The sequence below is a fragment of the Achromobacter sp. ACM03 genome, from assembly GCF_014851665.1.
Taxonomy (GTDB): Bacteria; Pseudomonadota; Gammaproteobacteria; order Burkholderiales; family Burkholderiaceae_B; genus Achromobacter; species Achromobacter aegrifaciens.
Map to the genome: position 1 here is coordinate 1,538,800 of NZ_JACVAD010000001.1, position 22,526 is coordinate 1,561,325.

Annotated in this window: 30 protein-coding genes and 1 tRNA gene; 11 read left to right on the top strand and 20 right to left on the bottom strand. The window is 65.4% G+C overall.

Translation table 11 applies throughout. From position 1 onward, the window contains the following. Window positions 1-153: 153 nt before the first annotated feature. A complete protein-coding gene (locus tag IB257_RS07025; protein ID WP_192492085.1) occupies window positions 154-705 on the top strand; it encodes a TIGR00645 family protein in 552 nt (183 codons plus the stop codon). Between the two features lie 120 nt (window positions 706-825). On the opposite strand, the gene IB257_RS07030 is transcribed toward IB257_RS07025, so the two are convergent. From IB257_RS07030 to IB257_RS07050, 5 genes are all read right to left on the bottom strand, one after another. Then, complete coding sequence (locus IB257_RS07030; protein ID WP_006225311.1) at window positions 826-1,032, bottom strand: cold-shock protein; 207 nt, start codon at window positions 1,030-1,032, stop codon at window positions 826-828. A gap of 330 nt (window positions 1,033-1,362) precedes the next feature. Next, complete coding sequence (locus IB257_RS07035; protein WP_054456086.1) at window positions 1,363-1,926, bottom strand: DUF924 family protein; 564 nt, start codon at window positions 1,924-1,926, stop codon at window positions 1,363-1,365. A 228-nt stretch (window positions 1,927-2,154) separates the two neighbouring features. Beyond that, window positions 2,155-2,358 carry a cold-shock protein gene (locus IB257_RS07040; RefSeq protein ID WP_006220190.1) on the bottom strand — a complete coding sequence of 68 codons (204 nt, stop codon included), beginning with the start codon at window positions 2,356-2,358 and terminating at the stop codon, window positions 2,155-2,157. Between the two features lie 375 nt (window positions 2,359-2,733). Further along, entirely contained in the window at window positions 2,734-3,054 is a 321-nt protein-coding gene (locus IB257_RS07045; RefSeq protein ID WP_054456085.1) for a hypothetical protein, read from the bottom strand. A gap of 93 nt (window positions 3,055-3,147) precedes the next feature. Then, a complete protein-coding gene (locus tag IB257_RS07050; protein ID WP_192328534.1) occupies window positions 3,148-3,546 on the bottom strand; it encodes a hypothetical protein in 399 nt (132 codons plus the stop codon). A gap of 125 nt (window positions 3,547-3,671) precedes the next feature. On the opposite strand from IB257_RS07050, the gene IB257_RS07055 reads away from it, so the two are divergent. Then, window positions 3,672-3,971: a DUF2513 domain-containing protein gene (locus tag IB257_RS07055; RefSeq protein ID WP_054456477.1), complete on the top strand. Its 300-nt coding sequence runs from the start codon at window positions 3,672-3,674 to the stop codon at window positions 3,969-3,971. 12 nt (window positions 3,972-3,983) lie between these two features. Here the strand turns inward: IB257_RS07055 and IB257_RS07060 are convergent, their stop codons facing one another. From IB257_RS07060 to IB257_RS07070, 3 genes are all read right to left on the bottom strand, one after another. After that, a complete protein-coding gene (locus tag IB257_RS07060) occupies window positions 3,984-4,256 on the bottom strand; it encodes a hypothetical protein (protein WP_054456080.1) in 273 nt (90 codons plus the stop codon). A 70-nt stretch (window positions 4,257-4,326) separates the two neighbouring features. Further along, entirely contained in the window at window positions 4,327-4,713 is a 387-nt protein-coding gene (locus IB257_RS07065; protein ID WP_054456078.1) for a RidA family protein, read from the bottom strand. 24 nt (window positions 4,714-4,737) lie between these two features. After that, window positions 4,738-5,895, bottom strand: a complete 1,158-nt coding sequence (locus tag IB257_RS07070) for a DSD1 family PLP-dependent enzyme (RefSeq protein ID WP_192492086.1) — start codon at window positions 5,893-5,895, stop codon at window positions 4,738-4,740. Window positions 5,896-5,993: 98 nt separating this feature from the next. Here IB257_RS07070 and IB257_RS07075 point away from each other — a divergent pair, with 98 nt between their 5' ends. Next, window positions 5,994-6,899 carry a LysR family transcriptional regulator gene (locus IB257_RS07075; RefSeq protein ID WP_054456075.1) on the top strand — a complete coding sequence of 302 codons (906 nt, stop codon included), beginning with the start codon at window positions 5,994-5,996 and terminating at the stop codon, window positions 6,897-6,899. Here the strand turns inward: IB257_RS07075 and IB257_RS07080 are convergent. Beyond that, the gene (locus IB257_RS07080; protein WP_054456073.1) at window positions 6,896-7,294 is read right to left on the bottom strand and encodes a RidA family protein; all 399 of its coding nucleotides are present in this window, start codon (window positions 7,292-7,294) and stop codon (window positions 6,896-6,898) included. The genes IB257_RS07075 and IB257_RS07080 overlap by 4 nt on opposite strands. Before the next feature lie 63 nt (window positions 7,295-7,357). After that, window positions 7,358-8,548: an MFS transporter gene (locus tag IB257_RS07085; RefSeq protein WP_192492087.1), complete on the bottom strand. Its 1,191-nt coding sequence runs from the start codon at window positions 8,546-8,548 to the stop codon at window positions 7,358-7,360. 92 nt (window positions 8,549-8,640) lie between these two features. Between IB257_RS07085 and IB257_RS07090 the strand changes: the two genes are divergently transcribed. From IB257_RS07090 to IB257_RS31510, 4 genes are all read left to right on the top strand, one after another. Beyond that, complete coding sequence (locus IB257_RS07090; RefSeq protein ID WP_192492088.1) at window positions 8,641-9,225, top strand: TetR/AcrR family transcriptional regulator; 585 nt, start codon at window positions 8,641-8,643, stop codon at window positions 9,223-9,225. A gap of 117 nt (window positions 9,226-9,342) precedes the next feature. Beyond that, the gene (locus IB257_RS07095; RefSeq protein WP_119449346.1) at window positions 9,343-10,785 is read left to right on the top strand and encodes an MFS transporter; all 1,443 of its coding nucleotides are present in this window, start codon (window positions 9,343-9,345) and stop codon (window positions 10,783-10,785) included. 94 nt (window positions 10,786-10,879) lie between these two features. After that, window positions 10,880-11,188: a hypothetical protein gene (locus IB257_RS07100; RefSeq protein WP_054456476.1), complete on the top strand. Its 309-nt coding sequence runs from the start codon at window positions 10,880-10,882 to the stop codon at window positions 11,186-11,188. Between the two features lie 339 nt (window positions 11,189-11,527). Next, entirely contained in the window at window positions 11,528-11,734 is a 207-nt protein-coding gene (locus tag IB257_RS31510) for a hypothetical protein (protein ID WP_225588756.1), read from the top strand. A 1-nt stretch (window position 11,735) separates the two neighbouring features. Here IB257_RS31510 and IB257_RS07110 read toward each other — a convergent pair whose 3' ends face one another. Further along, window positions 11,736-13,385 carry an intermembrane transport protein PqiB gene (locus tag IB257_RS07110; RefSeq protein WP_054456064.1) on the bottom strand — a complete coding sequence of 550 codons (1,650 nt, stop codon included), beginning with the start codon at window positions 13,383-13,385 and terminating at the stop codon, window positions 11,736-11,738. A 176-nt stretch (window positions 13,386-13,561) separates the two neighbouring features. Between IB257_RS07110 and IB257_RS07115 the strand changes: the two genes are divergently transcribed. After that, window positions 13,562-14,047 carry a GNAT family N-acetyltransferase gene (locus tag IB257_RS07115; protein WP_054456062.1) on the top strand — a complete coding sequence of 162 codons (486 nt, stop codon included), beginning with the start codon at window positions 13,562-13,564 and terminating at the stop codon, window positions 14,045-14,047. Between the two features lie 21 nt (window positions 14,048-14,068). On the opposite strand, the gene IB257_RS07120 is transcribed toward IB257_RS07115, so the two are convergent. From IB257_RS07120 to IB257_RS07160, 9 genes are all read right to left on the bottom strand, one after another. After that, window positions 14,069-14,377: a hypothetical protein gene (locus IB257_RS07120; protein WP_054456059.1), complete on the bottom strand. Its 309-nt coding sequence runs from the start codon at window positions 14,375-14,377 to the stop codon at window positions 14,069-14,071. 66 nt (window positions 14,378-14,443) lie between these two features. Further along, complete coding sequence (kdsA, locus tag IB257_RS07125) at window positions 14,444-15,301, bottom strand: 3-deoxy-8-phosphooctulonate synthase (protein ID WP_054456057.1); 858 nt, start codon at window positions 15,299-15,301, stop codon at window positions 14,444-14,446. A 93-nt stretch (window positions 15,302-15,394) separates the two neighbouring features. Continuing rightward, complete coding sequence (locus IB257_RS07130) at window positions 15,395-15,958, bottom strand: cytochrome b (RefSeq protein WP_192492089.1); 564 nt, start codon at window positions 15,956-15,958, stop codon at window positions 15,395-15,397. Between the two features lie 77 nt (window positions 15,959-16,035). Next, window positions 16,036-16,725: an MgtC/SapB family protein gene (locus tag IB257_RS07135; protein ID WP_192492090.1), complete on the bottom strand. Its 690-nt coding sequence runs from the start codon at window positions 16,723-16,725 to the stop codon at window positions 16,036-16,038. A 51-nt stretch (window positions 16,726-16,776) separates the two neighbouring features. Then, on the bottom strand, window positions 16,777-17,490 hold the full coding sequence (gene aqpZ / locus IB257_RS07140) for an aquaporin Z (RefSeq protein WP_054456051.1): 714 nt from the start codon (window positions 17,488-17,490) through the stop codon (window positions 16,777-16,779). Between the two features lie 259 nt (window positions 17,491-17,749). Beyond that, window positions 17,750-18,142 carry a VOC family protein gene (locus IB257_RS07145; protein WP_119449342.1) on the bottom strand — a complete coding sequence of 131 codons (393 nt, stop codon included), beginning with the start codon at window positions 18,140-18,142 and terminating at the stop codon, window positions 17,750-17,752. 116 nt (window positions 18,143-18,258) lie between these two features. Then, complete coding sequence (locus IB257_RS07150) at window positions 18,259-18,588, bottom strand: hypothetical protein (RefSeq protein WP_192492091.1); 330 nt, start codon at window positions 18,586-18,588, stop codon at window positions 18,259-18,261. Between the two features lie 43 nt (window positions 18,589-18,631). Continuing rightward, complete coding sequence (locus tag IB257_RS07155) at window positions 18,632-18,964, bottom strand: hypothetical protein (protein ID WP_054456045.1); 333 nt, start codon at window positions 18,962-18,964, stop codon at window positions 18,632-18,634. A gap of 233 nt (window positions 18,965-19,197) precedes the next feature. After that, window positions 19,198-19,284: transfer RNA gene (locus IB257_RS07160), tRNA-Leu, on the bottom strand. Window positions 19,285-19,331: 47 nt separating this feature from the next. Here IB257_RS07160 and dapC point away from each other — a divergent pair. From dapC to dapE, 3 genes are read left to right on the top strand one after another with little or no spacing between them, the layout of a single operon-like run. Next, window positions 19,332-20,528: a succinyldiaminopimelate transaminase gene (gene dapC, locus IB257_RS07165; protein WP_054456044.1), complete on the top strand. Its 1,197-nt coding sequence runs from the start codon at window positions 19,332-19,334 to the stop codon at window positions 20,526-20,528. 24 nt (window positions 20,529-20,552) lie between these two features. Next, a complete protein-coding gene (dapD, locus tag IB257_RS07170) occupies window positions 20,553-21,374 on the top strand; it encodes a 2,3,4,5-tetrahydropyridine-2,6-dicarboxylate N-succinyltransferase (RefSeq protein ID WP_192492092.1) in 822 nt (273 codons plus the stop codon). Continuing rightward, a complete protein-coding gene (gene dapE, locus IB257_RS07175; RefSeq protein ID WP_175213693.1) occupies window positions 21,375-22,517 on the top strand; it encodes a succinyl-diaminopimelate desuccinylase in 1,143 nt (380 codons plus the stop codon). The last annotated feature ends 9 nt before the right edge of the window (window positions 22,518-22,526 follow it).

Here is a 22,526-nt window from a genome sequence, read left to right on the forward strand (position 1 = left end):
CCTTACATAAAACCCGAACAGGATTTGCGCAATCGTGCTAGCGGGTATTCCCTTGGATCAGACCCTCTCAAAGAAACTGATATCTGCGGCAACGCGGCGTTGATAGAATTGCGCCCGCCATTTTTTCGCACACACCATAGGGCTCGCACCCAAATGATCTCCAACCCCCCTCCCCGCCTGGGCCTGCTGCCCAGCCTGATCTTCAGCTCGCGCTGGCTGCAACTGCCCCTGTACCTGGGATTGATCGTCGCGCAAGGCGTCTACGTCATGCTGTTCCTGAAAGAGCTCTGGCACCTGGTGACGCACGCCAGCAGCTTCGGCGAAATGGAGATCATGCTGATCGTGCTGGGCCTGATCGACGTGGTGATGATCTCGAACCTGCTGGTCATGGTGATCGTGGGCGGCTACGAAACCTTCGTGTCCCGCCTGCGCCTGCAAGGCCACCCGGACCAGCCGGAATGGCTCAGCCACGTGAACGCCAGCGTGCTCAAGGTCAAGCTGGCCATGGCCATCATCGGCATCTCCTCGATCCACCTGCTGCGCACCTTCATCGAGGCCGGCACGCTGGGCACGCCGAACGCGCGCTTCTCCGAGGCCGGCGTGATGTGGCAGACCATCATCCACGCCCTCTTCATCCTGTCGGCGCTGGGAATTGCGCTGGTGGACAAGCTGGCCACGCCACCGGCCAACCACGCGAAGCACTGACGCCGGCAAGCGCCCCAGAGGCGCGCCCGCCCGGCAACAAAAAAAGCCCCCGCACATTGCGTGCGGGGGCTTTTTTCTGGGCGGAGCGCCGGGCCGGCCCGGGGCGCTGCCCTGCGAAGGTCAGGCCGCTACCTTGATGTTCTTTGCGCTGGGACCCTTGGGGCCGGTACCGACCTCAAAGGTGACGCGCTGGTTTTCCTGCAGCGACTTGTAGCCTTCGCTGCGGATTTCCGAGTAGTGAGCGAAAAGATCCTTGCTGCCATCATCGGGCATGATGAAACCATAACCCTTTTCGGCGTTGAACCACTTAACGATGCCGGTTGCCATGGAGTGTCCTTGAACCTAGAAAAAGCGATTGCTCGCGGGGCGCCAGATCATCAAGGATGGGAGAGGAAGCAACCGCAGTACCACTGACGGCGACAAGTGAAACGCAGACCGCGTCGCTTGAAAATCTCGCTGAACCCAGTGTATTGGCGAACCCCGAAAAACGTCAAACATCCGCAAATTCAGGAGCACCGCCAAAGCAGCGGAGAAGCAAGGCCGGCGCGGGTTTGACACCGCCAGGCAGCCCGGAAATTTTCAACTTGGCACGCGTAGACACATGCGGATACCTGCTGCCGGAAAGGCGCCTGGACCCACGTGCCGCGCGCGGTGCGCCTACCCCGCAAACCCGCCGGAATCGAGAAACTCCTGCTCCGCCTGCGTAGTTTGCCGGCCCAACGCGGCATTGCGATGGGGAAAGCGCCCGAAGCGCTTGATGATGTCGCGATGCAGGACCGCCCAGCGCAGCGAGTCGGCGTCCAATGGTTCCATCAAGGCCACGGCGCGGTTTTGCGCGGCGAGGTTCTCCGCGTGCTCGAAGGGCAGGTAGAAAAACTGACGCAGTTGCGGGTCCACCCCCAGATCATGGCCGGCCGCGATGGCCCGGTCGGCGAAGTACTGGGCCAAAGGGTCCGTGGCGAACATGTGCGCCGTCCCCCGGTAGGCGTTGCGCGGAAACTGGTCCAACAGGACCATCAGGGCCAAGGCGCCGGTGGCATCGTCCAGCCACGCATCCAACTGGCGCGCGGCCGCAGCCATGTGGGCGGCCTCGAAACGGGCGCGGAAGGCTGCGTCGAAGTCCGCGCTCTTGTTGAACCACTGTTGCGGGCCGGCATCGCGCCAGAACGCCACCACCTCGTGGGGTTGCGGAACGATTTGCGTGGCGGGGGTAGAAGTCATGAGCGCGCATATCCTGAAGTCGAAAGCAAGGCCGACAATAACAGAGACGCGCACCATATTAGGATCCATACACCGAATGAATGAATCGGGTGTGACTTGGAAACCTGAATAACGCACTCTAGGGATTACCCTGAGATTACAAGCGCAGCGATACTTTCCATGTTTAGGAACGCTGCGGCAGAAAACAAAAAAGCCCCACGAGGGGGCTTCTATCGAAAACTCAGACCCTTACAGGACCTGGATCTTCGTAGCTTGCGGGCCCTTGGGGCCGTTGGCCGTCACAAAGCTGACGCGCTGGTTCTCTTCCAGAGACTTGAAGCCCGAGCCCTGAATTTCGGAGAAGTGAGCGAACAGATCCTTACCACCCGCTTCCGGAGTGATGAAGCCATAGCCCTTTTCCGAGTTGAACCACTTAACGACGCCGGTTTCCATACTGTATTTCCTAGAGATAATGGGCAAATGCCCGGAGGTCACGAATCAATCAAGGAGGGGACAGTAGAACAATAACGCTGAGCCGGAAAAGGCACGGCACTGAACGAAAATCGCAACGCTTGTGATCGTGTGCCGACACTATCGTTAGGTTCCCCTCACAAGTCAACATAATCCTAAAAAATGCGTGCCAATAATGCAACAAAGAGAAACTGCACGCGGATTCCACACATTTTCATAGGCAATAAGAAGTCCTGCATAGGTGTTTACACCCACGCATCATAAAAAAACAATCTAGGCTTATATAAATGCCGCCTGCCCGCGTACGAGGATTTCTTCATACGCCGTTCGGGCTAGCACTTTGGTTTGCCGCCAGGCTTACTCGTCGATAGGTAAACCCAGCAGATCGAGCGCCGCGCCGAAAGCATCGGGACCCGAGCAAAGGAAAACCGCCACGTCGCCGGGATTCATATTCTCCAGGACTTGGTCGATCTGTTCTTGCGCATTATCAACATTGTCGACACTAGAGGCGTGTATGTCAGCCCCTGCTTCGACTTTTTCACGCGGCACGATGTCTGCGATCGCATTGAGATCCGCCACGCCTTCCAGGACGTAGACGCTGATGCTCTCGCCATCCAGCGTGGTGTGCAGCTCGACGCCGCCCGCTACGTCGGCAACCTGCCGACTTACTATTTCCATGATCACTCTTCCTTGACTTGCGGGCGCTGCCCGCCTGGGCACGCACCTTGCAGGTGCACTCGCACGCCCAGGCGCGACTATAACAGCCTTGGGCTAATGCTTCTTGACAGTAGGACCAAGCGACTGCCGCGCGGCGCCGGAGGTGGCGGCAACGGGACGGGTCCGCACCCCGGCATCGGCCAGAACCCGGACCAGCGGCTTCTGCGCCGCCAGGAAGCGGTCCTTCTCCTCGCCGGCAAGCTTGCAGACGAACATCTGGGCCAGGAGCTGCGTACGGCGGGCCTTGCGGTTACCGGCCTCCTGGGCCAGCCAGTCGCCGACCCACGCCGCCGCCGCATCCGCATCGCCCTGCAGCTTGATATGGCCAAGCAGATCGAACACGGTCACGCCTTCGATGCGGCCGTCCTCGCTGCGCGTGAGAAAGAGCTTGGCGGCCTGGCCCGTGTAGCCGGGGATCAGCGCGAGGCAATCGCGCTCTGCGGGTTTCTTCATGGAATCTGCATGTATCGGTTATCGAGAACCCTGGACTGTAACCCGGCTGCGGCCCCTGTCGCGTCGCGGCAATGGATCTCTGCTATCGTCGGCCTGTCTTTTACCCCCAATGAATGGTGGACAACATGCAACGCGATTTCGACCTGGTCGTCACTATCCTGGGCGCCCTGCGCGACGCCCCCGGCCCCAACCTGAGCACGCACGACATCAAAAACGTGGCCCTGGCGCCGCATCCCGAAGAGCAAGGCCTGCAACTGATTGCGCATCACCTCGACCTGCTGGAAGACGCCGGCCTGGTCAAGCAGATCAGCGAGACGGCGGCCACCGCGGGCGCGACGCGCTGGCGCATCACCTGGAAGGGCTACGACGCCCTGGAACAGGATGAAGAAGACGAAGACGACGAAGATTTCGACGCCGAAGAATAAGGCGCGAAGCGCTCAGCGGCGCAAGAGTATGCGCCGCGTGAGCAGCGATGCGGCGGCGCCGATCACCAGGCTGAACATGAAGGCGGCGATCGACAGCATCGCCGACAGTTCGCTGAAGCCGCCGTGGCGGGACAGCAGGAACACCGCCACGCCCACCGCCGCGGCCAGCGCGACAACCCCCAGCAGCACCCGCTTGACGGAGCCCAGGCGCCCGCATAGCGAGCCGCCTGCCAGCGCCGCCGCCACCATAGCGGCCATGGACCAGAACAGGTATTCGTACTGCATGCGGACGGTCTCCCCCGAAGGTATTGAGGCGCAGGCATTATAGGCGTCCGCCTGCGCGGTCCGCCGCGGGCTAGGCGACGGCGACCACGCTGATCTCCACCTGGGCGCCGTAGTGCAGCTCGCGGGTGGGCACAATGGCCCGCGCGGGCCGGTGAGCGCCGAAGCACTCCTCGTAGACTTGGTTGACCTCGTCCCAAAGCGCCACGTCCGGGATGTACACGGTCACGCTGGCGACCGCGGCAAGCGACGCGCCGGCCGCTTCGAGTATGGCGCGAACACTGCGCAGCGCTTCCCGGGTCTGGGCCGCAGCGCCATCGGCCAGCGCTGGTCGCGCGCCCGGCGCAGCGGGCGGCAGGAAGCCCAATTGCCCCGAAACGAATATGAAACCGTTGGCGCGGACCGCCTGCGAATAATGGCCCGCGGGCGGCGTGGCCCGATTCGTATGGATGAGATCCATGCATGCCTCCTCGTGAAAGGCGGCTTACCAGCCGCGAAAGCGTTCCCAATGCGCCACCACCCCGGACGAATCCGGACGCACGACCTCGTAGGCATCATGCTGGGCGCAGGTCGCGCAGGCGTGATTGGGCACGATGCGCAGCTTCGCCCCCAGCGGCAGCTCGGGCAAGGCGGCGCCGCTACCAGGACGCACCTTGATGATGCCCTGCTCCTGGTTGGTCTCGGCCAGCAGCAAGTCGGGATAGACCGTGCCGCTGGCGTCGCACACCAGCCCGTACAGTTGGTCCACCCGCTGCTTGGCCGTGCCCCGGTCGCGCGACATGGCCATCCATCCAGCATCCACCAGGATCCAGCCCTTGTCCGGCTGATGGCCGATCACGGTCGTCAACACCGTGGCGGCGATGTCGTCGACCGTACACACGCCCAGCCCGGCCATCACCAGATCGAAGAATACGTATACGCCCGCGCGCACTTCGGTCACGCCATCGAGCTTGCGGGCGAAATGCGCGGTGGGGGTGGATCCCACGCTCACCACGGGACATGGCAGGCCAGCCTGGCGGATCGCCTCGGCGCAACTCACGGCCGCCACGCGCTCCTGCTCGGCCATGTCGGCAATGGCGTCGACGCTATCGCAGCCGTACGATTCGCCGGCGTGCGTCATGACGCCGCGCAGGCACGCGCCGTCCTCATGCAGGACGCGCGCAATCGCCAGCAACTGTGCCGTATTACCCGGCTGCACCCCGGCGCGATGGCCGTCGCAGTCGATCTCGATCAGTGCCGGGATGGCGTCGCCAGCATCCCTCCCCCGCTGGGCGACGGCGCGCGCCGCTTCCAGGCTGTCCACCACCACGGTGAGATCCACGCCGCGGCGGCGCAGCGCCAGCACGCGGTCCAGCTTTGCCGGCGACACGCCCACGGCGTACAGCAGGTCGGTGACGCCGGCAGCCGCGAACTGTTCGGCCTCCTGCAGCGTGGACACGGCGGCCGGCCCCTGGGGTGTAGACATGAGCCGGCGCGCGACATCTATCGATTTGGGCGTCTTCAGGTGCGGACGCAGTTGCACCCCGTGCCCGGCCATCAGCGCGTTCAGACGCTCGATGTTGCGCATCATGCGCGTCTCGTCGAGCAGCAGGCACGGGGTATCCAGGGTCTCGAGGGAGGTAGGCGTGGCGTTCTGGTTCATGGCGTTCTCGGCATGGCGTATCGGAATGGCTGAAGTATGGCGCGACGGCGGTTCCGCGTGTTTAATCTAGACTTAATTATCCATTAATCCATACCTGCATGATTACGACCGAAGACCTGCGTTTCTTCCTTAGCCTGGCCGCCACCCGCTCGCTGGCCGAAGCGGCGCGCGCGCTGGATGTCACGCCGCCCGCAGTCACCCAAAGACTGCATACGCTGGAAAAACGGCTGGGGGTCAGGCTGGTCAACCGTTCGGGACGCGGCACCGCGCTGACCGACGAAGGCAGGCTGCTGGCGCTGCGGGCGGAACAGATCTGCGGCGAACTGGGCGACCTGGCCGACGAACTGGCAGGCCGCAGGGGCGTGGTGGCAGGCCATCTGCGCGTGGTCGCGCCGCTGGGATTCGGGCAGCGCTACATCGCTGGGCTGGTCGCCGAGTTCCGCAGCCAAAGCGCGGACGTGACCGCCAGCCTGACGCTATCCGACGGGCCGCCGCGGCTGGCTTCCGATGACTGGGATGTGATGGTTCACATCGGCGAGCTGCGCGATTCGACATTGGTCGCGTACCCGCTGGCGCCCAATCGCCGGATCCTGTGCGCGGCGCCCTCCTACCTGGCGCGCCACGGCGCTCCTGCCAAGCCCGAGGACCTGCGCGGGCACGACTGCATCGCGCTGCGCGAGAACGATGAAGACGTGACCTTGTGGCGCTTCAAGCATGGACGCGGCCCGGCCGTGGGGGTGCGCGTGGCGCCGGTGCTGTCCAGCAATGCCGGGGAAACCGCCGTGGAGTGGGCCCTGGCCGGGCACGGCATCATCGTGCGCTCGGAATGGGATGTGGCCACGCATCTGCAGGCGCGCGCGCTGGTGCCGCTGCTGCCCGGCTGGACCTTGCCGTCGGCCGACGTGGTGGCCCTGGTGAAATCGCGCCAGGAACTGCCCGCGCGCACGGCCGGCTTTCTGGCGCATCTGCGCGCCGCCTTTGCAACGGCGCCCTGGCGCGCCTAGTCGAGCATGGCCTCGGCCTCGATCTCGATCAGCCATTCCGGCAGCGACAGGCCGCTGACGATGATCCACGATGAGGGCGGAGGATCTTTCTTGAAGCGGTCGCGCAGCGCCTGCGCAATGACTTCCTGATCTTCCCTGGCCGTTTCGCAGATGTAGATGCGCAGCATGATCACCTGCGCCAAAGTGCCGCCGGCCGCAGCCAGCACGCGCTCGACATTGTCCAGCGCGGCTTCGGTCTGCTCCTGCAGGCCCGGCCCCGCCGTACGCTCGTTGATGTCGACGCCAACCTGGCCGGACAGCAGCATGCGGCGCTGCCCCGTGACGATGACGGCCTGGCTGAATCCATACTGGACGGTGTTGAACACGGTGTCGGGATTGACGACTGTTCTGGACATGCGGTTCTCCTTGCGGCGCGCCTGGTGAGGGCGCCGGACTCCCCATTCTATCGGCCGGCCTGGTCAGGCGCCGGCGCGACCGGCCACGGGACTGCGTCCCACCGGCATGGCGGCCAGCAGCACGATGGCGCCCGCCCCTACCGCCGTCCAGAATCCCGCGCCCACGCCGTAGTGGTCGACCACCCAGCCCGCCAGCGCCGCGCCCGCCGCGACGCCCGCACCCAGGCCAGTCACCAGCCACGTCAGGCCTTCCGTCAGGCGATGGCCAGGCACGCTGCTTTCCACCAGCGCCATCGCGATGATCATGGTCGGCGCGAACGACAGGCCGGCCAGCAGCACGCCCAGCACCAGGGTCGGCAGATCGTTCACCAGCAGCAGCGGAACCGTGGTGAACGCCGTGACCGCCGCCGCGACCACAAGCAGGCGGGCCAGCGGCATCTGGAACTTCAGTACGCCGAACACCAGGCCGGCCACGCAGGAACCCAGGGCATAGGCCGACAGCACCAGGCTGGCGCCGGCCGGCATGCCCTGCTGCCGGGCAAAGGCGACGCTCAGGACGTCGATGGTGCCGACGATGACGCCCATGGCGGCCATCATCGCCAGCAGGGACCGCATCGGCGGCATGCGCAACACCGACGCCTGACGCCCTTCCTGCGTAAACCGCACGGCAGGCGCCGTGGCCCGCTGCAGCACGAAGGCCGTGACGCCCACCGCGAGCAGCAACGCCGCGAACAAGGGGCCAGCCTGCGGAAAGAACAGCGCGCTCAGCCCGACGGCCAGCGGCGGGCCGACGATGAAGCTCAGCTCGTCGGCCACGGACTCCAGCGCGTAGGCGGTGCGCAACTGCGGCTGGTCCCTGAATATCTCGGTCCAGCGCGCGCGTATCATCGCCGGCATGCTGGGCAAGGCGCCAGCCAGCGCGGCGAAGACAAACAGGGTCCACTCGGGCGCATTCCATTGCACGCAGGCCGCCAGGCCAACCAGCCCCGCGACGCACAGGCCCGCGGCTACCGGCAGCACCCTGCCCTGGCCATGGCGGTCCACCAGGCGGGAAATCCGCGGCGCCAGCAAGGCCGTGGCCAGCGCAAACGTGGCGGCGACGGCGCCCGCCAACGCGTAGGACCCGCGAACCTCGGACAGCATGGTGATGATGCCGATGCCGATCATGGGCAAAGGCAGGCGGGCGATGGCGCCGGCCAGGACAAAACCCAGTGCGCCGGGCGCCTGGAACAACTCGCGATACGGATTCGACACCGGAAACCTTTGATTGCCATGGACAGCGGCATCGTATTCACATACGATGCGTATGTCAATTTACATACGTATCGTATGTGCATGGAGAGAGCATGACGCGTTCCCGCGCCGAGATGATCGAAGCCACCCGCGCGAAACTGTTGGCCACGGCCCGGCAAGCCTTCCGCGATGGCGGCTATGCGGCCACGTCCATGGACGACTTCACGGCGGCGGCGGGGTTGACCCGGGGCGCCCTGTACCACCACTTCGGCGACAAGAAAGGCCTGCTCGCCGCCGTGGTCGAACAGATCGACGGCGAAATGGACCAGCGCCTGGCGGCCATCGCAGCGCAGGCGCCCGATGCCTGGTCCGCCTTGCAGGGACGCTGCCGCGCGTATCTGCAGATGGCGGCCGAAACCGAGATCCGGCGCATCGTGCTGCAAGATGCACGGGCGGTGCTGGGCGGGGCGGCGGACGGCTCGCAGCAACACTGCATTGCTTCCCTCGCCGCGCTGTTGCAGACGATGATGGATCAGGACCTGATCGAAGCCGCCGCACCGCAGGCGCTGGCGCGGCTGATCAACGGCAGCCTGGTCGAAAGTGCCTTCTGGATCGCGCAGGACGCCGAGGACGGCCCGCGTCTGGCGCAGGCCTTGCAGGCGCTGGACCTGCTGTTGCGCGGCTTGCTCAAGCGCTGACCGCCGCCGCGGCGAGGACTGCGGCGCTCGTACACAGCGTTTGCTGTTGCGCGCCGGCATGCGTATTATCCAATAAATACCTTGTTTAAATAATTTCTCTCGAAGGCGGAAGACCGCGTGAGCACCGGCACAACCCATGTTTCAAGCGCGTCCTGGGCAGATCTGCTGCACGGGACCAATGCCCTGCGCTCGATCGCGCTGGCGGGCGGGGTGGCGCTGCACGCCATCAACGTCTACATCGTCACCACCATCCTGCCCAGCGTCATCAAGGACATCGGCGGCTTGGAGTATTACGCCTGGAACACCACACTGTTCGTCGTGACCTCCATCGTCGGGTCGGCGCTGTCGGCCAGACTGATCGAAACGCTGGGGCCGCGCGCGGCCTACCTGCTCGCCGTCGCGGTGTTCACCGCAGGTTCCGTGGTGTGCGCGCTGGCGCCGAGCATGCCGGCGCTGCTGGCCGGACGCAGCATCCAGGGCTTGGGTGGCGGCATCCTGTTTGCGCTCAGCTATGCCCTGATCCGCCTGGTATTCGAGGCGCCGCTCTGGTCGCGCGCAATGGCCCTGGTGTCCGGCATGTGGGGCGTCGCCACCCTGTGCGGCCCCGCCATCGGCGGCGTCTTCGCCCAGACCGGGCACTGGCGGCTGGCGTTCTGGGCCTTGTTGCCCGTGGCCGCCGCCCTGGCGGCGATCGTGGCCCTCAAGGTAGGCGGCAAGGAATCGGTTCCGGCCTCGCGGCCAAGCCCGCTGCCCGTGACCACGCTGGGCCTGCTGGTGGCCAGTGTGCTGGCGATCACGCTGGCCAGCCTGTCGACGGACCTGCGCTGGAATCTGGCGGGCATCGCCGCCGGACTGGCCATCGCCGCGCTGATCGCGGCGGTGGACCAGCGCGCCGCAAAGCGGCTGCTGCCGACCGGCGCCTACTCGATAGCCACGCCGCTGGGCGCGCTGTACGCGGTGATGTGCCTGGTGGTAGCGGCTATCACCACCGAAATCTTCGTGCCGTATTTCCTGCAGGTCATCCATGGCATGACACCGCTGGCGGCCGGCTACATGACGGCGGCCATGGCGGCGGGCTGGACCTTGGCCGCCATGCCCAGCGCCACCCGCAGCGGCCCGGCGGCGAATTTCCTGGTGCGCCTGAGTCCCATGGTGATCCTGGCCGCGCTGGCCGCCCTGGCCTATATGACGCCGCGCACGGCGCAACTGCAGTCCTACCCGGGGCTGGCGCTCTATGTGCTGGCGCTGGCCGGCGTGGGCTTCGGCATCGGCCTGAGCTGGCCGCACCTGCTGACGCGCATATTCACCGCGGCGCCTGCCGGCGAAGAAACCCTGACATCTTCGTCCATCACGACGGTGCAGCTTTACGCGACGGCATTGACGGCGGCGCTGGCCGGCGTCATCACCAATAGCGCAGGCCTGGCGGATCCCGGGGGCGTCGCGGGCGCACAGCATGCGGCGCAATGGCTGTTTGCTGCATTCGCGCTGGCGCCGGCCGGCGCCCTGCTGCTGCTCGGGCGCATCACGCGCAGCCATGCGCAGGACGCCATCCAGCAATAGCAGCCAGCCGGGCCCGCCAATTTCCGCCAAAGGCGGTATGGATGGCCCGGGCCGCTTTTGCTACGCTGGACGCTATCTGCAAGGGGTCCTGGCCATGACCAACAGAATCCGCGTGCTGACCGTCCAGCCGTCGTCGTTCTCGGCGCGTTTCGCGTTCCTGGGTATCGCCCTGCGCTGGACTCTGGGCGCAACGCCCCGCCCCAGCCGGCTGCTGATCGGGCCGCACGACCTCGAACCGGTAGGCTCCGAGGCAGCCTTCTGGCAATTCGCCTTGCGGCATGCCGCGACCGGCCGGTCCTTCCTGGTGACGCGCGGCGACCGCTGGGACCTGGCGGCGTCCGTGGACGGCGACGAAGTGCGGGCTTTCGGCCGCAAGTTCGCTTTGCGACAATGCCTGTTCTGATTCGGCCGGCGCGGACGCCTCGCGCGCCCGCCTGCACTGAAAGGAACAGCCATCTCAACGCCCGACACCACCGTCATCCATCTCAACGGCCCGATCAACAGCGGTAAATCCACGGTCGGCGCAGCGCTGGCCGGCCTGCTGCCCGCTGCACGCTTCATCGACGGCGACGATCACGACGCCCCCAGCCATCTGCCATACACCGAGCAATGGGCGCTGGCGCTGGCCCGCCTCACCAGGCTGATCGCCGAGGCGCAGGAGCGTTATCTGGTCATCGCCTACCCCTTGGAGCAGGATAGCTACGAGCAAATCCTGGCTGCGTGCCGGCAACACGGCGCGTGCTTGCGCGTAGTGACCCTGGCCCCCTCGCTTGCGGCCGCGCAATCGGACAGAGGCGGACGGGTATTGACCGATTGGGAGCGGGAGCGCGTCGCGCAGATGTACCGCGAAGGCTATGCCACGCGTCCGTTCAGCGACCTGGTGCTGGACACTTCAGGCACGGACGCGCAAACCAGCGCCCGCCAGATCGCGCAGTGGCTCGCGGCCTAGCCTAGCGCGCCGGCTGGCGCTGATACTGGGCATCGGGAGCGCGGCCGCGCAGCAACGACTCCGGATGCGCTTGCAGATAGTCCGACAGTTCCCGCAGCGACCGGGCCGCCCGCGACAGTTCCTGCAAGACTGCATTGGCATTGACCGGCAGGCCGGCGTCCGGATTCAACACCCCGCCCACGGCAGCCAAGGACTTGCTGGCCTGGCGCAGCATGGCTTGCGCCTCGGGCGCCAGGCGGGTATCGAGCCGCTTCATCAGGCTGGAAGTGGCGCGCAGCAATTGGCCCAGATCGGCGCCCAGCCCTTCGAAAGGCACCCTGTCCAGCTTGGTGAGGATACTGTTGATCTGCTGCTGCAACTGATCCAGGTTGTTCGGCACGGTAGGAATGAAGGGATCCTCTTCCATCTTGAACGTCACCGGCTTGGCGTCGGGGAACACCGCCAAGGCGACATATAGCTGCCCGGTCAGCAGATTGCCGATACGCAGTTGCGCGCGCAGGCCCTGCTGGATCAAAGCGGCCAGCAGCTTGCCGCTGGGATGCTGCAGCGTCGAACCCGAGTATTCCTTGATTTCCTCGACCGTCTGCGCGCCCAGGCGTTCGGGGTAGACGGTGGCTCCGACCAGCGCATAGAACTGCTTGATCGCCGGATCGAACTCCAGGCGGATCGAGTCCACCTGGCCGATGGACGCGCCATACGCGTCGATGGGCGCGCCGACCACCAGCCCCCGGACCGACTGGTCAAAGCGCATGCGGATGTGCAGCGGCGTGCCATCGGGTTGCGCGCGGGCCGCGCCTTCAGACGAGAAGATGGTGAACTCGGCATCGGCCTTGGCCGCCACATGCGCATGCTGCTCGACGGTGTCGAACGCAACGCCCCCCACGATCACGGACAGCAGCGACTGCGAGCGCACCTGCAGGCCGCGCGCATCAACGCTGAAATCCACGCCGCTGGCATTCCAGAAGCGCGTGGCGCTGTTGACGAAGTCGTCATTGGGCGCGTCGATGAAAACCTGCACGTTGACGCCTTCCCCGCTGCTGTCCAGATGGTAGGCGACCACCTCGCCCACCGCGATGCGGCGGAAGTAGACGGGTGAACCTATGTCCAGCGAACCCAGGTCGTGGGCTTTGAGGGTGAAGCGCTTGCCGGCGCGGTCCTGCTGCACCTCGGGCGGCGTCTCCAGGCCGACGAAGCTGTACTTGGTGGCGCGGGTTTCGGTTTCCTGGCGGAACTGGTCGGACGGGTCCACGCCTATGTAGGCGCCGGAGAACAGGGTGCTCAGGCCCGATACGCCGCTCAGGGTCAGCCTGGGCCGGACCACCCAGAACATCGTCCCTTCCTGCAGCAGGCTGCCGGCGTCCTTGTTGATGCGCACGGTCGCGACGATACCGGAACGGTCCGAGTTCAAGGCCACGCGTTCGACCACGCCGACAACGACTTCCTTGTAGCGGACCTGGGTCTTGCCGGCCTCCAGCCCTTCGGCGGTCTGGAAGCTGATGGTGGCGGTGGGGCCGGCTTCCATCCAGACGCGTACGACCAGCGCCAGTCCGCCCACGGCTGCGATGAGAGGCACCAGCCAGATCCAGGACAGGCGACGCCTTTTACGGCTTGCGGCAGGCGTGCTGGCAACGGCGGACCCAGATTCAGGCATGGGAGATGTCCCCTGTTGTACGCATTGGACTCGAGGGCAGAACGCTTTCAAGAATCGCGCCCGCAGGGTCAGCGCGCAAGTAAGGGTATTCCCGGAATGGACGCGCTGGCCAAAAATGCGCGCCGCCCGATTCACGGGTAGGATAAGGCCCCCAAAAGCAGCAGCAGGAAGTACCCGTGACTATCGAAATTCGCCCCGCCGTCGCCTCGGACGCGGCGCAGATCCATGCCTTCATCACCGAGCTGGCCGTGTACGAACGCGCCGCGCATGAAGTGATCGCCAGCCCCGCGGACGTCGAGCGCACCCTGTTCGCCGAGAACGCGCCGGCCAAGGCCCTGATGTGCCTGCTGGACGGCAAACCCATCGGCTACGCCGTCTACTTCTACAGCTACTCGACCTGGCTGGGCAAGAACGGCATCTATCTGGAAGACCTGTACGTCACGCCGGAGCAGCGCGGCATCGGCGCGGGCCGCGATCTGTTGCGCCATCTGGCGCAGGAGGCGGTGGCCAATGGCTGCGGCCGCCTGGAATGGAGCGTGCTGGACTGGAACACGCCCGCCATCGATTTCTACAAGTCGATCGGCGCGCTGCCGCAGGATGAATGGGTGCGCTACCGGATGGCCGGAGACGCCCTGCTCAATTTCGCGCAGGGCCGGCGCTAGGCGCCTGCCGGGCTGCCCGCATCAGAATTCGGGCAGGTCGAAGAGCGTGTACAAGGTCGAGCTGGGAACCGGCGCGGACGCGAGGTGTTCGCGTCCGTCGTCATCCACCAGCACGCGCACCGGCCGCAACGCCACGCTCATACCGTCCTGGCTGATGGCGGTTTCGACTTCCACGCCGTCCTTGATGGCCTCGATGACCTCGGATGCCGCCGCCGTCACCGGCTCGGTGACCCAGCCGGGGACGCCGCGTTCTGCCTGGCCCCAGCGCACATAGGCCACGTGCCCGCTGACGGGCTCTTTTCGAACGGCGACGATCACATACAAAGACATCCAGGCCTCCCCAATGTTTGGCCCGGATCGTATAACAACTTTGCGCAGCCGTTATGACCGCGGGATTCAGGGTTCGATGTCGATAGGGGCAAAGGACTTCACCAGGTCGTCCAGCATCTTCAACTGGGTCAGGAAGGGCTCCAGCTTGTCCAGCGGCAAGGCGCTGGGACCGTCGCACTTCGCGTTCTTGGGATCGGGGTGAGCTTCCAGGAACAGGCCGGCCAACCCCACGGCCATGCCCGCGCGCGCCAGTTCGGCCACCTGCTCGCGGCGGCCGCCCGATGCCGCATCCAGCGCCGAGCGCTGCTGCAAGGCATGCGTGACGTCGAAAATGAGCGGCCGGTTGCCGGACACTTTCTTCATCACGCCAAACCCTAGCATGTCTACAACCAGATTGTCATAGCCGAAGCAGGTACCCCGGTCGCACAGGATGAGCTTGTCGTTGCCGGCCTCGGTGAACTTCTCGACGATGTTCAGCATCTGGGTCGGGCTGAGGAACTGCGGCTTCTTGATGTTGATGATGCGCTGCGTCTTGGCCAACGCCACCACCAGGTCCGTTTGCCGCGCCAGGAAGGCCGGCAGTTGCAGGATGTCGACGACCTCGGCCACGGTCGCGGCCTGCCAGGGTTCGTGCACGTCGGTAATGACGGGCACGCCGAATTCCTTCTTGACCGCCTCGAAGATCTTCATGCCCTCTTCCAGGCCCGGGCCGCGATAGGAATGGATGGACGAGCGGTTGGCCTTGTCGAAGGAAGCCTTGAACACATACGGGATGCCCAGCTTGCGGGTGACGCGCTGGTATTCCTCGCAGGCGCGCAGCGCCAGTTCCTTGGATTCCAGCACGTTGATGCCGCCGAACAGCACGAAGGGGCGATCGTTCGCGCAGCTGATCGAGGAGGAGATAAACACTTCAGGGGCGGTCATGATGGGTACATCCTGTGGAAGTAAGGCAGTGATAGTGCGTAATGTACAACCTGCCCGGCCCGGCTTTCACGTCCCGCCCTTGCCGCGCGCTCCTCAGCGGCTGGAGAGCATGCGGCGCAGCACGCCGTCACGCAGGACATAGTGGTGGAACAAGCCGGCCAGGGCATGGAGCAGCGCCAGCACGATGATGCACCAGGCCACGGTGTTGTGCAGTCCGCCGATGAAGCGGCGCTGCTCGTGGTCGATGGCGATCAGCGTGGGCACGTCGAACAGGCCGAAGAAGGCGAACGGCTCACCCTGCGCCCAGCGGAACAGAAAGCCCAGCGCGATCTGCGCCGCCATCAACAGGTACAGCAATCCGTGTACGCCCGTACTAGCCGTGCGCAGCCAGCCCGTGGCGGCCGGCGGCAGGCGCCTGCCCGCGCTCACGCGCCAGATGGCGCGCAACACGAACACGGCGGCAAACAGCAGGCCGAACGAAATATGCAGGTGCTGCAGCAGGCGCCGCGTGGGCGTGCCGCGCGGCAGGAATTCCCAGATTTCGGCCAGCGCGAACAGGCCCACCACCAGCGCCGCCGTCAGCCAGTGAAACGCGATGCTGACGCGGTCATAGTGCGCCAGGCCGGCGGGCCCGGCAGGGGGAATCGTTGTCGTCACGGAATACGCTCATCTTCTTGAAATCGGAGTGCAAGCGTATTGAGATCGGACTTACGGCGTCCTGATTCGGGCCGGCTTCAGGCGTTGCCGGTGTCGGAGGTCCACCTGGCCGAGTAGGTCTGCGGCAGCAGACTGAGGCTGCCCACCAGTTGCTCCACCCGCTCGTCTTCCTGGCGCATGGAATAGACCACCGCGGTCACTTCGGAGCGGCCGCCGTCGCGCTGCTGGCTTTCCACGCCGCGCAGGCGCAGGCTGTGCTTGCCCAGGGCGTTCAGCAATTCCGCCCGCACTATGGCTTCGTCCGTGGAGGCGCAGGTCAAGGCGATGTTGTAGTAACGCTCTTCGGTTTCCGCATCGGGCACGTAGCGGTCCATCAGCCTGGCGCCGCGCCGCAGCAGCACATTGGTGACCAGGATCAGCGCCGTGACCGCGCTGGCTTCGGCCTGGAAGCCATAGCCGGCAAGTACCCCTACGGCGCCGGTAGCCCAGATGGTGGCCGCGGCGCTCAGGCCGCGTATGGTCAGGCCGTCGCGCATGATCAGGCCCGCACCCAGAAAGCCTATGCCGGTCACGACCTGGCTGCCCAGGCGCATGTCGTTGCCGGCGTCCAGCAGCGCCGGCAAGGCGGTATAGGCGGCCGCGCCCAGCGAGACCAGCGCATGCGTGACCACGCCGGCATAGTTCTGCCGCCATTGGCGCTCGGCGCCGATGGCGGCGCCAAGCAGCATGGCCAGCACAAGATTGATGGCGATTGAAAATTCGTTCATGGGACCAGGATCAGAGACTTGGCCCCATTATCGCCCGGTGCAGCGCCTGGCTCAGCTACGCTCCTGCGCGGGATCGCTGACCAGCCGGTAGGCGATGGCGCCGACGATCGCCCCGACGATGGGCGCGACCCAGAACAGCCACAGCTGCTCCAACGCCCAGCCGCCCACGAACAGCGCCGGGCCGGTGGAACGGGCCGGATTGACCGAGGTGTTCGTCACCGGAATGCTGATCAGGTGGATGAGCGTCAGCGCCAGTCCGATGGGAATCGCCGCGAAGCCGGCCGGCGCGCGCTTGCTGGTCGCCCCCAGGATCACGAAGATGAAGCCCGCGGTCAGCACGACTTCCGTCACCAGGGCGGAGACCATCGAGTACTTGCCCGGCGAATAGGCCCCGTAGCCGTTGGCCGCGAAATGGCTGCCCTTCAGATCGAAACCCAGCTTGCCGCTGGCAATGCAGGCCAGCACCGCAGCGGCCACGATCGCGCCCAGGACCTGGGCAATGACGTAAGGCAGGATTTCCTTGGCGGGAAAACGGCCGCCCGCCACCAGGCCCACCGTGACGGCCGGGTTGAAATGCCCGCCGGAAATATGGCCGACCGCGAACGCCATGGTCAGCACGGTCAGGCCGAAGGCCAGCGCCACGCCTGCGAAACCGATGCCCAGTTCCGGAAAACCGGCGGCCAGCACAGCGGCGCCGCAGCCCCCCAACACCAGCCAGAACGTGCCAAAGAACTCCGCGCCGCAACGCTTGGAAAGCGGATACATGTCGACTCCCGAAAACGAAAATGCCACGGTATCGCGGGGCGGCGACGGCAACTTCAAAGCAATGTAAATTCTTGACAATTCTTGAGCGCAGCCGGACGCGGACACCCCTGCCGCAACCAAGGTAACGGCGTAGGGCGGACTCGGGGATCGTCCGGACCGGCTAGACGGAAAGGCGCACGCCGCACGGACACCGATGATGCGGGCCGCAGCGGCAGCGTATCGGAGCGCTTGGCCCCGGCCACGGCGACGAGCGGCGTGCCTAGCCCTGCATGGGAGTGCAAAGCTCCACCAACGTGCCGTCCGGACAGCGCACATAGGAAACGACCTGCCCCCAAGGCTTGGAGACAGGCGCGCTCATTTCCGTGGCGCCCGCCGCAAGCGCGCGGGCGTGCGCCGCGGCCAGGTCGTCCGTCACGAAAGCCACTTCCATGCCCAACGGCTCGGCCGACGCCGATGCCGCTACATGGCCGCCGCCGAAGTTGGCGTCGGCCAGTTCATGCGCCGCGAACGACAAGGTGGTTTCGCCGGTGTCCAGTTCGCCGTAAGTCCGGGACTCGTGCAGAAAACGCCTGGCGAAACCGAATGCCTGTTCAAAAAAGGACAGCGATGCGGCGACGTCCGGTACGTAGATGATGGTGTATCCGAATTTCATGGTTCGTCCTGATCGTGGGAAATGGCGCTTTTGCAGGTGCATGCGCCGGAGGCATGATGGGATTGAACCAAATTACTGTTTATTTATCCAGTAAATTATGAAGTACCAAACCTCTCCTACGCCGCCTCTTGGTGCAGCCCGCCCCTGGACCACCGGTCCACGTCGCGGATCAGATACAGCAGGAACTTGGTGTAAGCCACGTCCAGCGCCTGCACCCAGGCGGAGTTGTCGTGGCGGGTGCAGGACGCGCGGATGGCGCAATCCAGCGTTTCCGCCAGATGGCTGACCGTGGTCCCGGACATCCGGAAGCAGATCGGCGCCTGGCAGGAATGCCGGTGGGCGTGGCGCAGCGCGCTGTCGCGCGCCTGCGCCGTGGCGTGGGCATCGGCCACGTCCCGCAGCAAGCGGTTCAGGATTTCGCACCAGTCGGCCAACAGCTCATGCACGGCTCACCTCTCAGGGAACACGTCTGCGTCAGGAATCGGAGTACTAGGCGGGGGCGTGCAGCACCGTCACCAGCACGGTCGCGTCGCGCACGGCCTGCAGCGCGTGCGGTTCGTGCGCGGCCAACGCGACGAGCTGGTTTTCGCGCAACTGGCGCACGCCATCGCGCAATGCCAAGCTCACCTCTCCGGCGATGCAATGAATGGTGATTTCGCCCGCCACGGCATGTTGCGGCAGGCCCTTGCCGGCGGGCAGCGCCAATTGCAGCAGTTGCATATGCGCCGTCTTCATCAGGCTGACGCTGACGGCCTCCCCGTGTTCGCGATGCGGGGTGCGTATATCGATGACATCCAGAAATGCAGCGTGCTTGAGCGCCATGGAAGGCTCTCCTTATCGTGCTGTGTACGGGGCTGTTGAGAGGCTGTTGCGATACCGGCCAGCGGCAAGCCTCCACCGAAGAGCGCGAAGATATATCAAAAATGTGCTTTCGGCACGGGAGGTTATCCCTAAGCGCAAGGGCGCGCCGGCAAAGGAAAAGCCCCAAGGCATTCAATGCCTTGGGGCTTGCGGGACACTGGTGGCATGAAGCCGGATCAGTGCCTGAATAAGGTTGGTGCGAAGGAGGGGACTCGAACCCCTACACCTGTTACGGCGTCAGGACCTAAACCTGGTGCGTCTACCAATTTCGCCACCTTCGCTATAGGCCAAGCCCGCTATTGTAGCTTGCTTGTTAAAATCTTGCGTCATGAATCCGCGCCTCGATGCCCTACACCCCTATCCGTTCGAAAAACTGCGCGCTTTGCTGGCTTCGGCCAGCCAGCAGCCGGACGGTCTGACGCCCATCAATCTGTCGATCGGCGAGCCCAAACACGCCGCGCCCGCGCGCGTCGAACAGGCCATCCGCGACAGTCTCGCAGGCCTGTCCGTGTACCCGTCCACCAAGGGCGACCCGGCGCTGCGCCGGGCGATCTCGGAGTGGCTGGCGCGGCGCTACAGCATCCCTGCCCCGGATCCGGAAACGCAGGTGCTGCCGGCGCTGGGCTCGCGCGAGGCGCTGTTCGCGTTCACGCAGACCGTCATCGACCCGGCCGCAGGCTCGGTGGTGATCTGCCCCAATCCGTTCTACCAGATCTACGAAGGCGCGGCGCTTCTGGCCGGCGCCACGCCCTACTTCGTCAACGCCGATCCGGTGCGCAGTTTCGCCAGCGACTGGAACCAGGTGCCGGACGAAATCTGGAAGAAGACGCGCATGGTGTTCGTCTGCTCGCCGGGCAACCCGGCCGGCAACGTCATGTCGCTGGACGAATGGAAAACGCTGTTCGAACTGTCCGACCGCCACGGCTTCGTGATCGTCTCGGACGAGTGCTATTCGGAAATCTACCTGGACGAAGGCAACCCGCCGCTGGGCGGCCTTCAGGCCGCGCGCCGCCTGGGCCGCGACACCTACCGCAACCTGGTGGCGTTCTCCAGCCTGTCCAAGCGTTCCAACGTGCCCGGCCTGCGTTCGGGCTTCGTGGCGGGCGACGCCGCGCTGATCGGCCGCTTCCTGCTGTATCGCACGTATCATGGCAGCGCCATGAGCCCCATCGTGTCGGCGGCCAGCATCGCCGCCTGGACGGACGAGGCGCACGTGAAGGACAACCGGCGCCTGTACCGCGAAAAATTCGACGCCGTGGTGCCCATCCTCCAGAAGGTGCTGGACGTGTCCCGGCCGCAGGCTTCGTTCTACCTGTGGGCTGCCACGCCCGGTTCGGATACGGCGTTCGCGCGCGACCTTTTTGGCCGTACTGGTGTTACCGTGCTGCCGGGCAGTTTCCTGGCACGCGAGGCGCATGGCGTGAATCCCGGCCAGGGCCGCATCCGCATTGCTCTGGTGGCGCCCTTGGCTGACTGCGTACAGGCAGCCGAGCGCATCGCCCATTTTGTGCATACTTCCGTTTGATCAACCTTTAAAAGCTGAGCCGCTATGACTCTCGACCTGCAGACCACCATCGAAAAAGCCTGGGACGACCGGGCCAACCTGTCGCCCACCGACGCCAGCGCCGAAGTGCGCGAAGCGGTCGAGCGCACCATCGACGGCCTGGACCTGGGCCGCCTGCGCGTGGCCGAGAAAATCAACGACGACTGGGTCGTGCACCAGTGGATCAAGAAGGCCGTGCTGCTGTCGTTCCGCCTGAACGACAACGCCATCATGGGCCAGGCTCCGCTGCAGTTCTACGACAAGGTGCCGCTCAAGTTCTCGGAATACGGCGATAACGCCTTCAAGCAGGGCGGCTACCGCGTGGTGCCGCCGGCCGTTGCCCGCCGCGGCGCCTACCTGGCCCGCAACGTGGTGCTGATGCCCTCCTACGTGAACATCGGCGCCTACGTCGACGAAGGCACCATGGTCGACACCTGGGCCACCGTCGGCTCCTGCGCCCAGATCGGCAAGAACGTTCACCTGTCCGGCGGCGTGGGCATCGGCGGCGTGCTGGAACCGCTGCAAGCCAACCCGACCATCATCGAAGACAACTGCTTCATCGGCGCCCGCTCGGAAGTCGTGGAAGGCGTGATCGTCGAAGAGAACTCGGTGCTGGCCATGGGCGTGTTCCTGTCGCAAAGCACCAAGATCTATGACCGCGCCACCGGCAAGGTCACGTACGGCCGCGTGCCCTCGGGTTCGGTCGTGGTCCCGGGTTCGCTGCCTTCGGCCGACGGTTCGCACAGCCTGGCCTGCGCGGTCATCGTCAAGCGCGTCGACGCGCAGACCCGCGCCAAGACCAGCATCAACGATCTGCTGAGGGCTTAAATGAGCACGACGGCTGTACTGGATCTGGTCAAGGACCTGATCGCCCGCCCTTCGGTCACGCCGGCCGATGAAGACTGCCAGGCGACGCTGGCCGCGCGCCTGGAGCGCATCGGCTTCGCCTGCGAGACCATCGCACAGGGCGGTGTCACCAATCTGTGGGCGCGCCGCGGCAACGCGGCGCCGCTGACCGTGTTCGCCGGTCACACGGACGTGGTGCCTCCGGGTCCGCGCGAGAAATGGGAAAGCGATCCCTTCGTTCCCACCGAGCGCGATGGCTACCTGTACGGCCGCGGGGCAGCCGACATGAAAAGCTCGATCGCCGCCTTCGTGGTGGCGGCCGAGGAATTCGTGGCGGCCCACCCGCAGCATGGCGGCTCGATCGCCCTGCTGATCACCTCTGACGAAGAAGGCCCGTCCATCGACGGCACCGCCATCGTCTGCGACGCGCTGAAGGCGCGCGGCGAACAGATGGACTACTGCATCGTCGGCGAGCCCACTTCGGGCGACGTGCTGGGCGACACCTGCAAGAACGGCCGCCGCGGCTCGCTGTCGGGCAAGCTCACGGTCAAGGGCATCCAGGGCCATGTGGCCTACCCGCACCTGGCGCGCAACCCCGTGCACCAGCTGGCGCCGGCCCTGGCCGACATCGTCAGCATCGAATGGGACCAGGGCAACGAGTACTTTCCGCCCACCACGTTCCAGGTGTCGAACCTGAACTCGGGCACCGGCGCCACCAACGTGGTGCCGGGCGAGGCGGTGGCGCTGTTCAACTTCCGTTTCTCCACCGCCAGCACGCCGGAAAGCCTGCAGGCGCGAGTACATGAAGTGCTGGACCGCCATGGCCTGGAGTACACGCTGGACTGGGAGCTGGGCGGCGAGCCCTTCCTGACGCCGCGCGGCTCGCTGACGGACGCGCTGGTCTCGGCCATCCGCGACGAAACCGGCGTGACGGCAGAACTCTCCACCACTGGCGGCACGTCCGATGGCCGTTTCATCGCCAAGATCTGCCCGCAAGTCATCGAATTCGGTCCCTGCAACGCCACGATCCACAAGGTCAACGAACGCATCGAATTGGCCTCGCTGGATCCGTTGAAGAACATTTATCGGCGCACGCTGGAAAACCTCCTGCTGCCGCCCAAGTAAAAGCCTCAC

Excerpts from the sequence above, each read along its gene's own strand:
- IB257_RS07040 (WP_006220190.1), bottom strand. The coding sequence starts at position 2,358 with ATGGAAACCGGCGTCGTTAAGTGGTTCAACTCGGAAAAGGGCTATGGC.
- IB257_RS07050 (WP_192328534.1), bottom strand. The coding sequence starts at position 3,546 with ATGAAGAAACCCGCAGAGCGCGATTGCCTCGCGCTGATCCCCGGCTAC.
- aqpZ (WP_054456051.1), bottom strand. The coding sequence starts at position 17,490 with ATGTATCCGCTTTCCAAGCGTTGCGGCGCGGAGTTCTTTGGCACGTTC.
- IB257_RS07035 (WP_054456086.1), bottom strand. The coding sequence starts at position 1,926 with ATGACTTCTACCCCCGCCACGCAAATCGTTCCGCAACCCCACGAGGTG.
- dapD (WP_192492092.1), top strand. The coding sequence starts at position 20,553 with ATGACTCTCGACCTGCAGACCACCATCGAAAAAGCCTGGGACGACCGG.
- dapE (WP_175213693.1), top strand. The coding sequence starts at position 21,375 with ATGAGCACGACGGCTGTACTGGATCTGGTCAAGGACCTGATCGCCCGC.
- IB257_RS07155 (WP_054456045.1), bottom strand. The coding sequence starts at position 18,964 with ATGGCGCTCAAGCACGCTGCATTTCTGGATGTCATCGATATACGCACC.
- IB257_RS07030 (WP_006225311.1), bottom strand. The coding sequence starts at position 1,032 with ATGGCAACCGGCATCGTTAAGTGGTTCAACGCCGAAAAGGGTTATGGT.
- IB257_RS07070 (WP_192492086.1), bottom strand. The coding sequence starts at position 5,895 with ATGAACCAGAACGCCACGCCTACCTCCCTCGAGACCCTGGATACCCCG.
- IB257_RS07025 (WP_192492085.1), top strand. The coding sequence starts at position 154 with ATGATCTCCAACCCCCCTCCCCGCCTGGGCCTGCTGCCCAGCCTGATC.
- IB257_RS07060 (WP_054456080.1), bottom strand. The coding sequence starts at position 4,256 with ATGCAGTACGAATACCTGTTCTGGTCCATGGCCGCTATGGTGGCGGCG.
- IB257_RS07100 (WP_054456476.1), top strand. The coding sequence starts at position 10,880 with ATGACCAACAGAATCCGCGTGCTGACCGTCCAGCCGTCGTCGTTCTCG.
- IB257_RS07120 (WP_054456059.1), bottom strand. The coding sequence starts at position 14,377 with ATGTCTTTGTATGTGATCGTCGCCGTTCGAAAAGAGCCCGTCAGCGGG.
- IB257_RS07080 (WP_054456073.1), bottom strand. The coding sequence starts at position 7,294 with ATGTCCAGAACAGTCGTCAATCCCGACACCGTGTTCAACACCGTCCAG.
- IB257_RS07135 (WP_192492090.1), bottom strand. The coding sequence starts at position 16,725 with ATGAACGAATTTTCAATCGCCATCAATCTTGTGCTGGCCATGCTGCTT.
- kdsA (WP_054456057.1), bottom strand. The coding sequence starts at position 15,301 with ATGACCGCCCCTGAAGTGTTTATCTCCTCCTCGATCAGCTGCGCGAAC.
- IB257_RS07065 (WP_054456078.1), bottom strand. The coding sequence starts at position 4,713 with ATGGATCTCATCCATACGAATCGGGCCACGCCGCCCGCGGGCCATTAT.
- IB257_RS07090 (WP_192492088.1), top strand. The coding sequence starts at position 8,641 with ATGACGCGTTCCCGCGCCGAGATGATCGAAGCCACCCGCGCGAAACTG.
- IB257_RS07145 (WP_119449342.1), bottom strand. The coding sequence starts at position 18,142 with ATGAAATTCGGATACACCATCATCTACGTACCGGACGTCGCCGCATCG.
- IB257_RS07045 (WP_054456085.1), bottom strand. The coding sequence starts at position 3,054 with ATGGAAATAGTAAGTCGGCAGGTTGCCGACGTAGCGGGCGGCGTCGAG.
- IB257_RS07055 (WP_054456477.1), top strand. The coding sequence starts at position 3,672 with ATGCAACGCGATTTCGACCTGGTCGTCACTATCCTGGGCGCCCTGCGC.
- IB257_RS07110 (WP_054456064.1), bottom strand. The coding sequence starts at position 13,385 with ATGCCTGAATCTGGGTCCGCCGTTGCCAGCACGCCTGCCGCAAGCCGT.
- dapC (WP_054456044.1), top strand. The coding sequence starts at position 19,332 with ATGAATCCGCGCCTCGATGCCCTACACCCCTATCCGTTCGAAAAACTG.
- IB257_RS07075 (WP_054456075.1), top strand. The coding sequence starts at position 5,994 with ATGATTACGACCGAAGACCTGCGTTTCTTCCTTAGCCTGGCCGCCACC.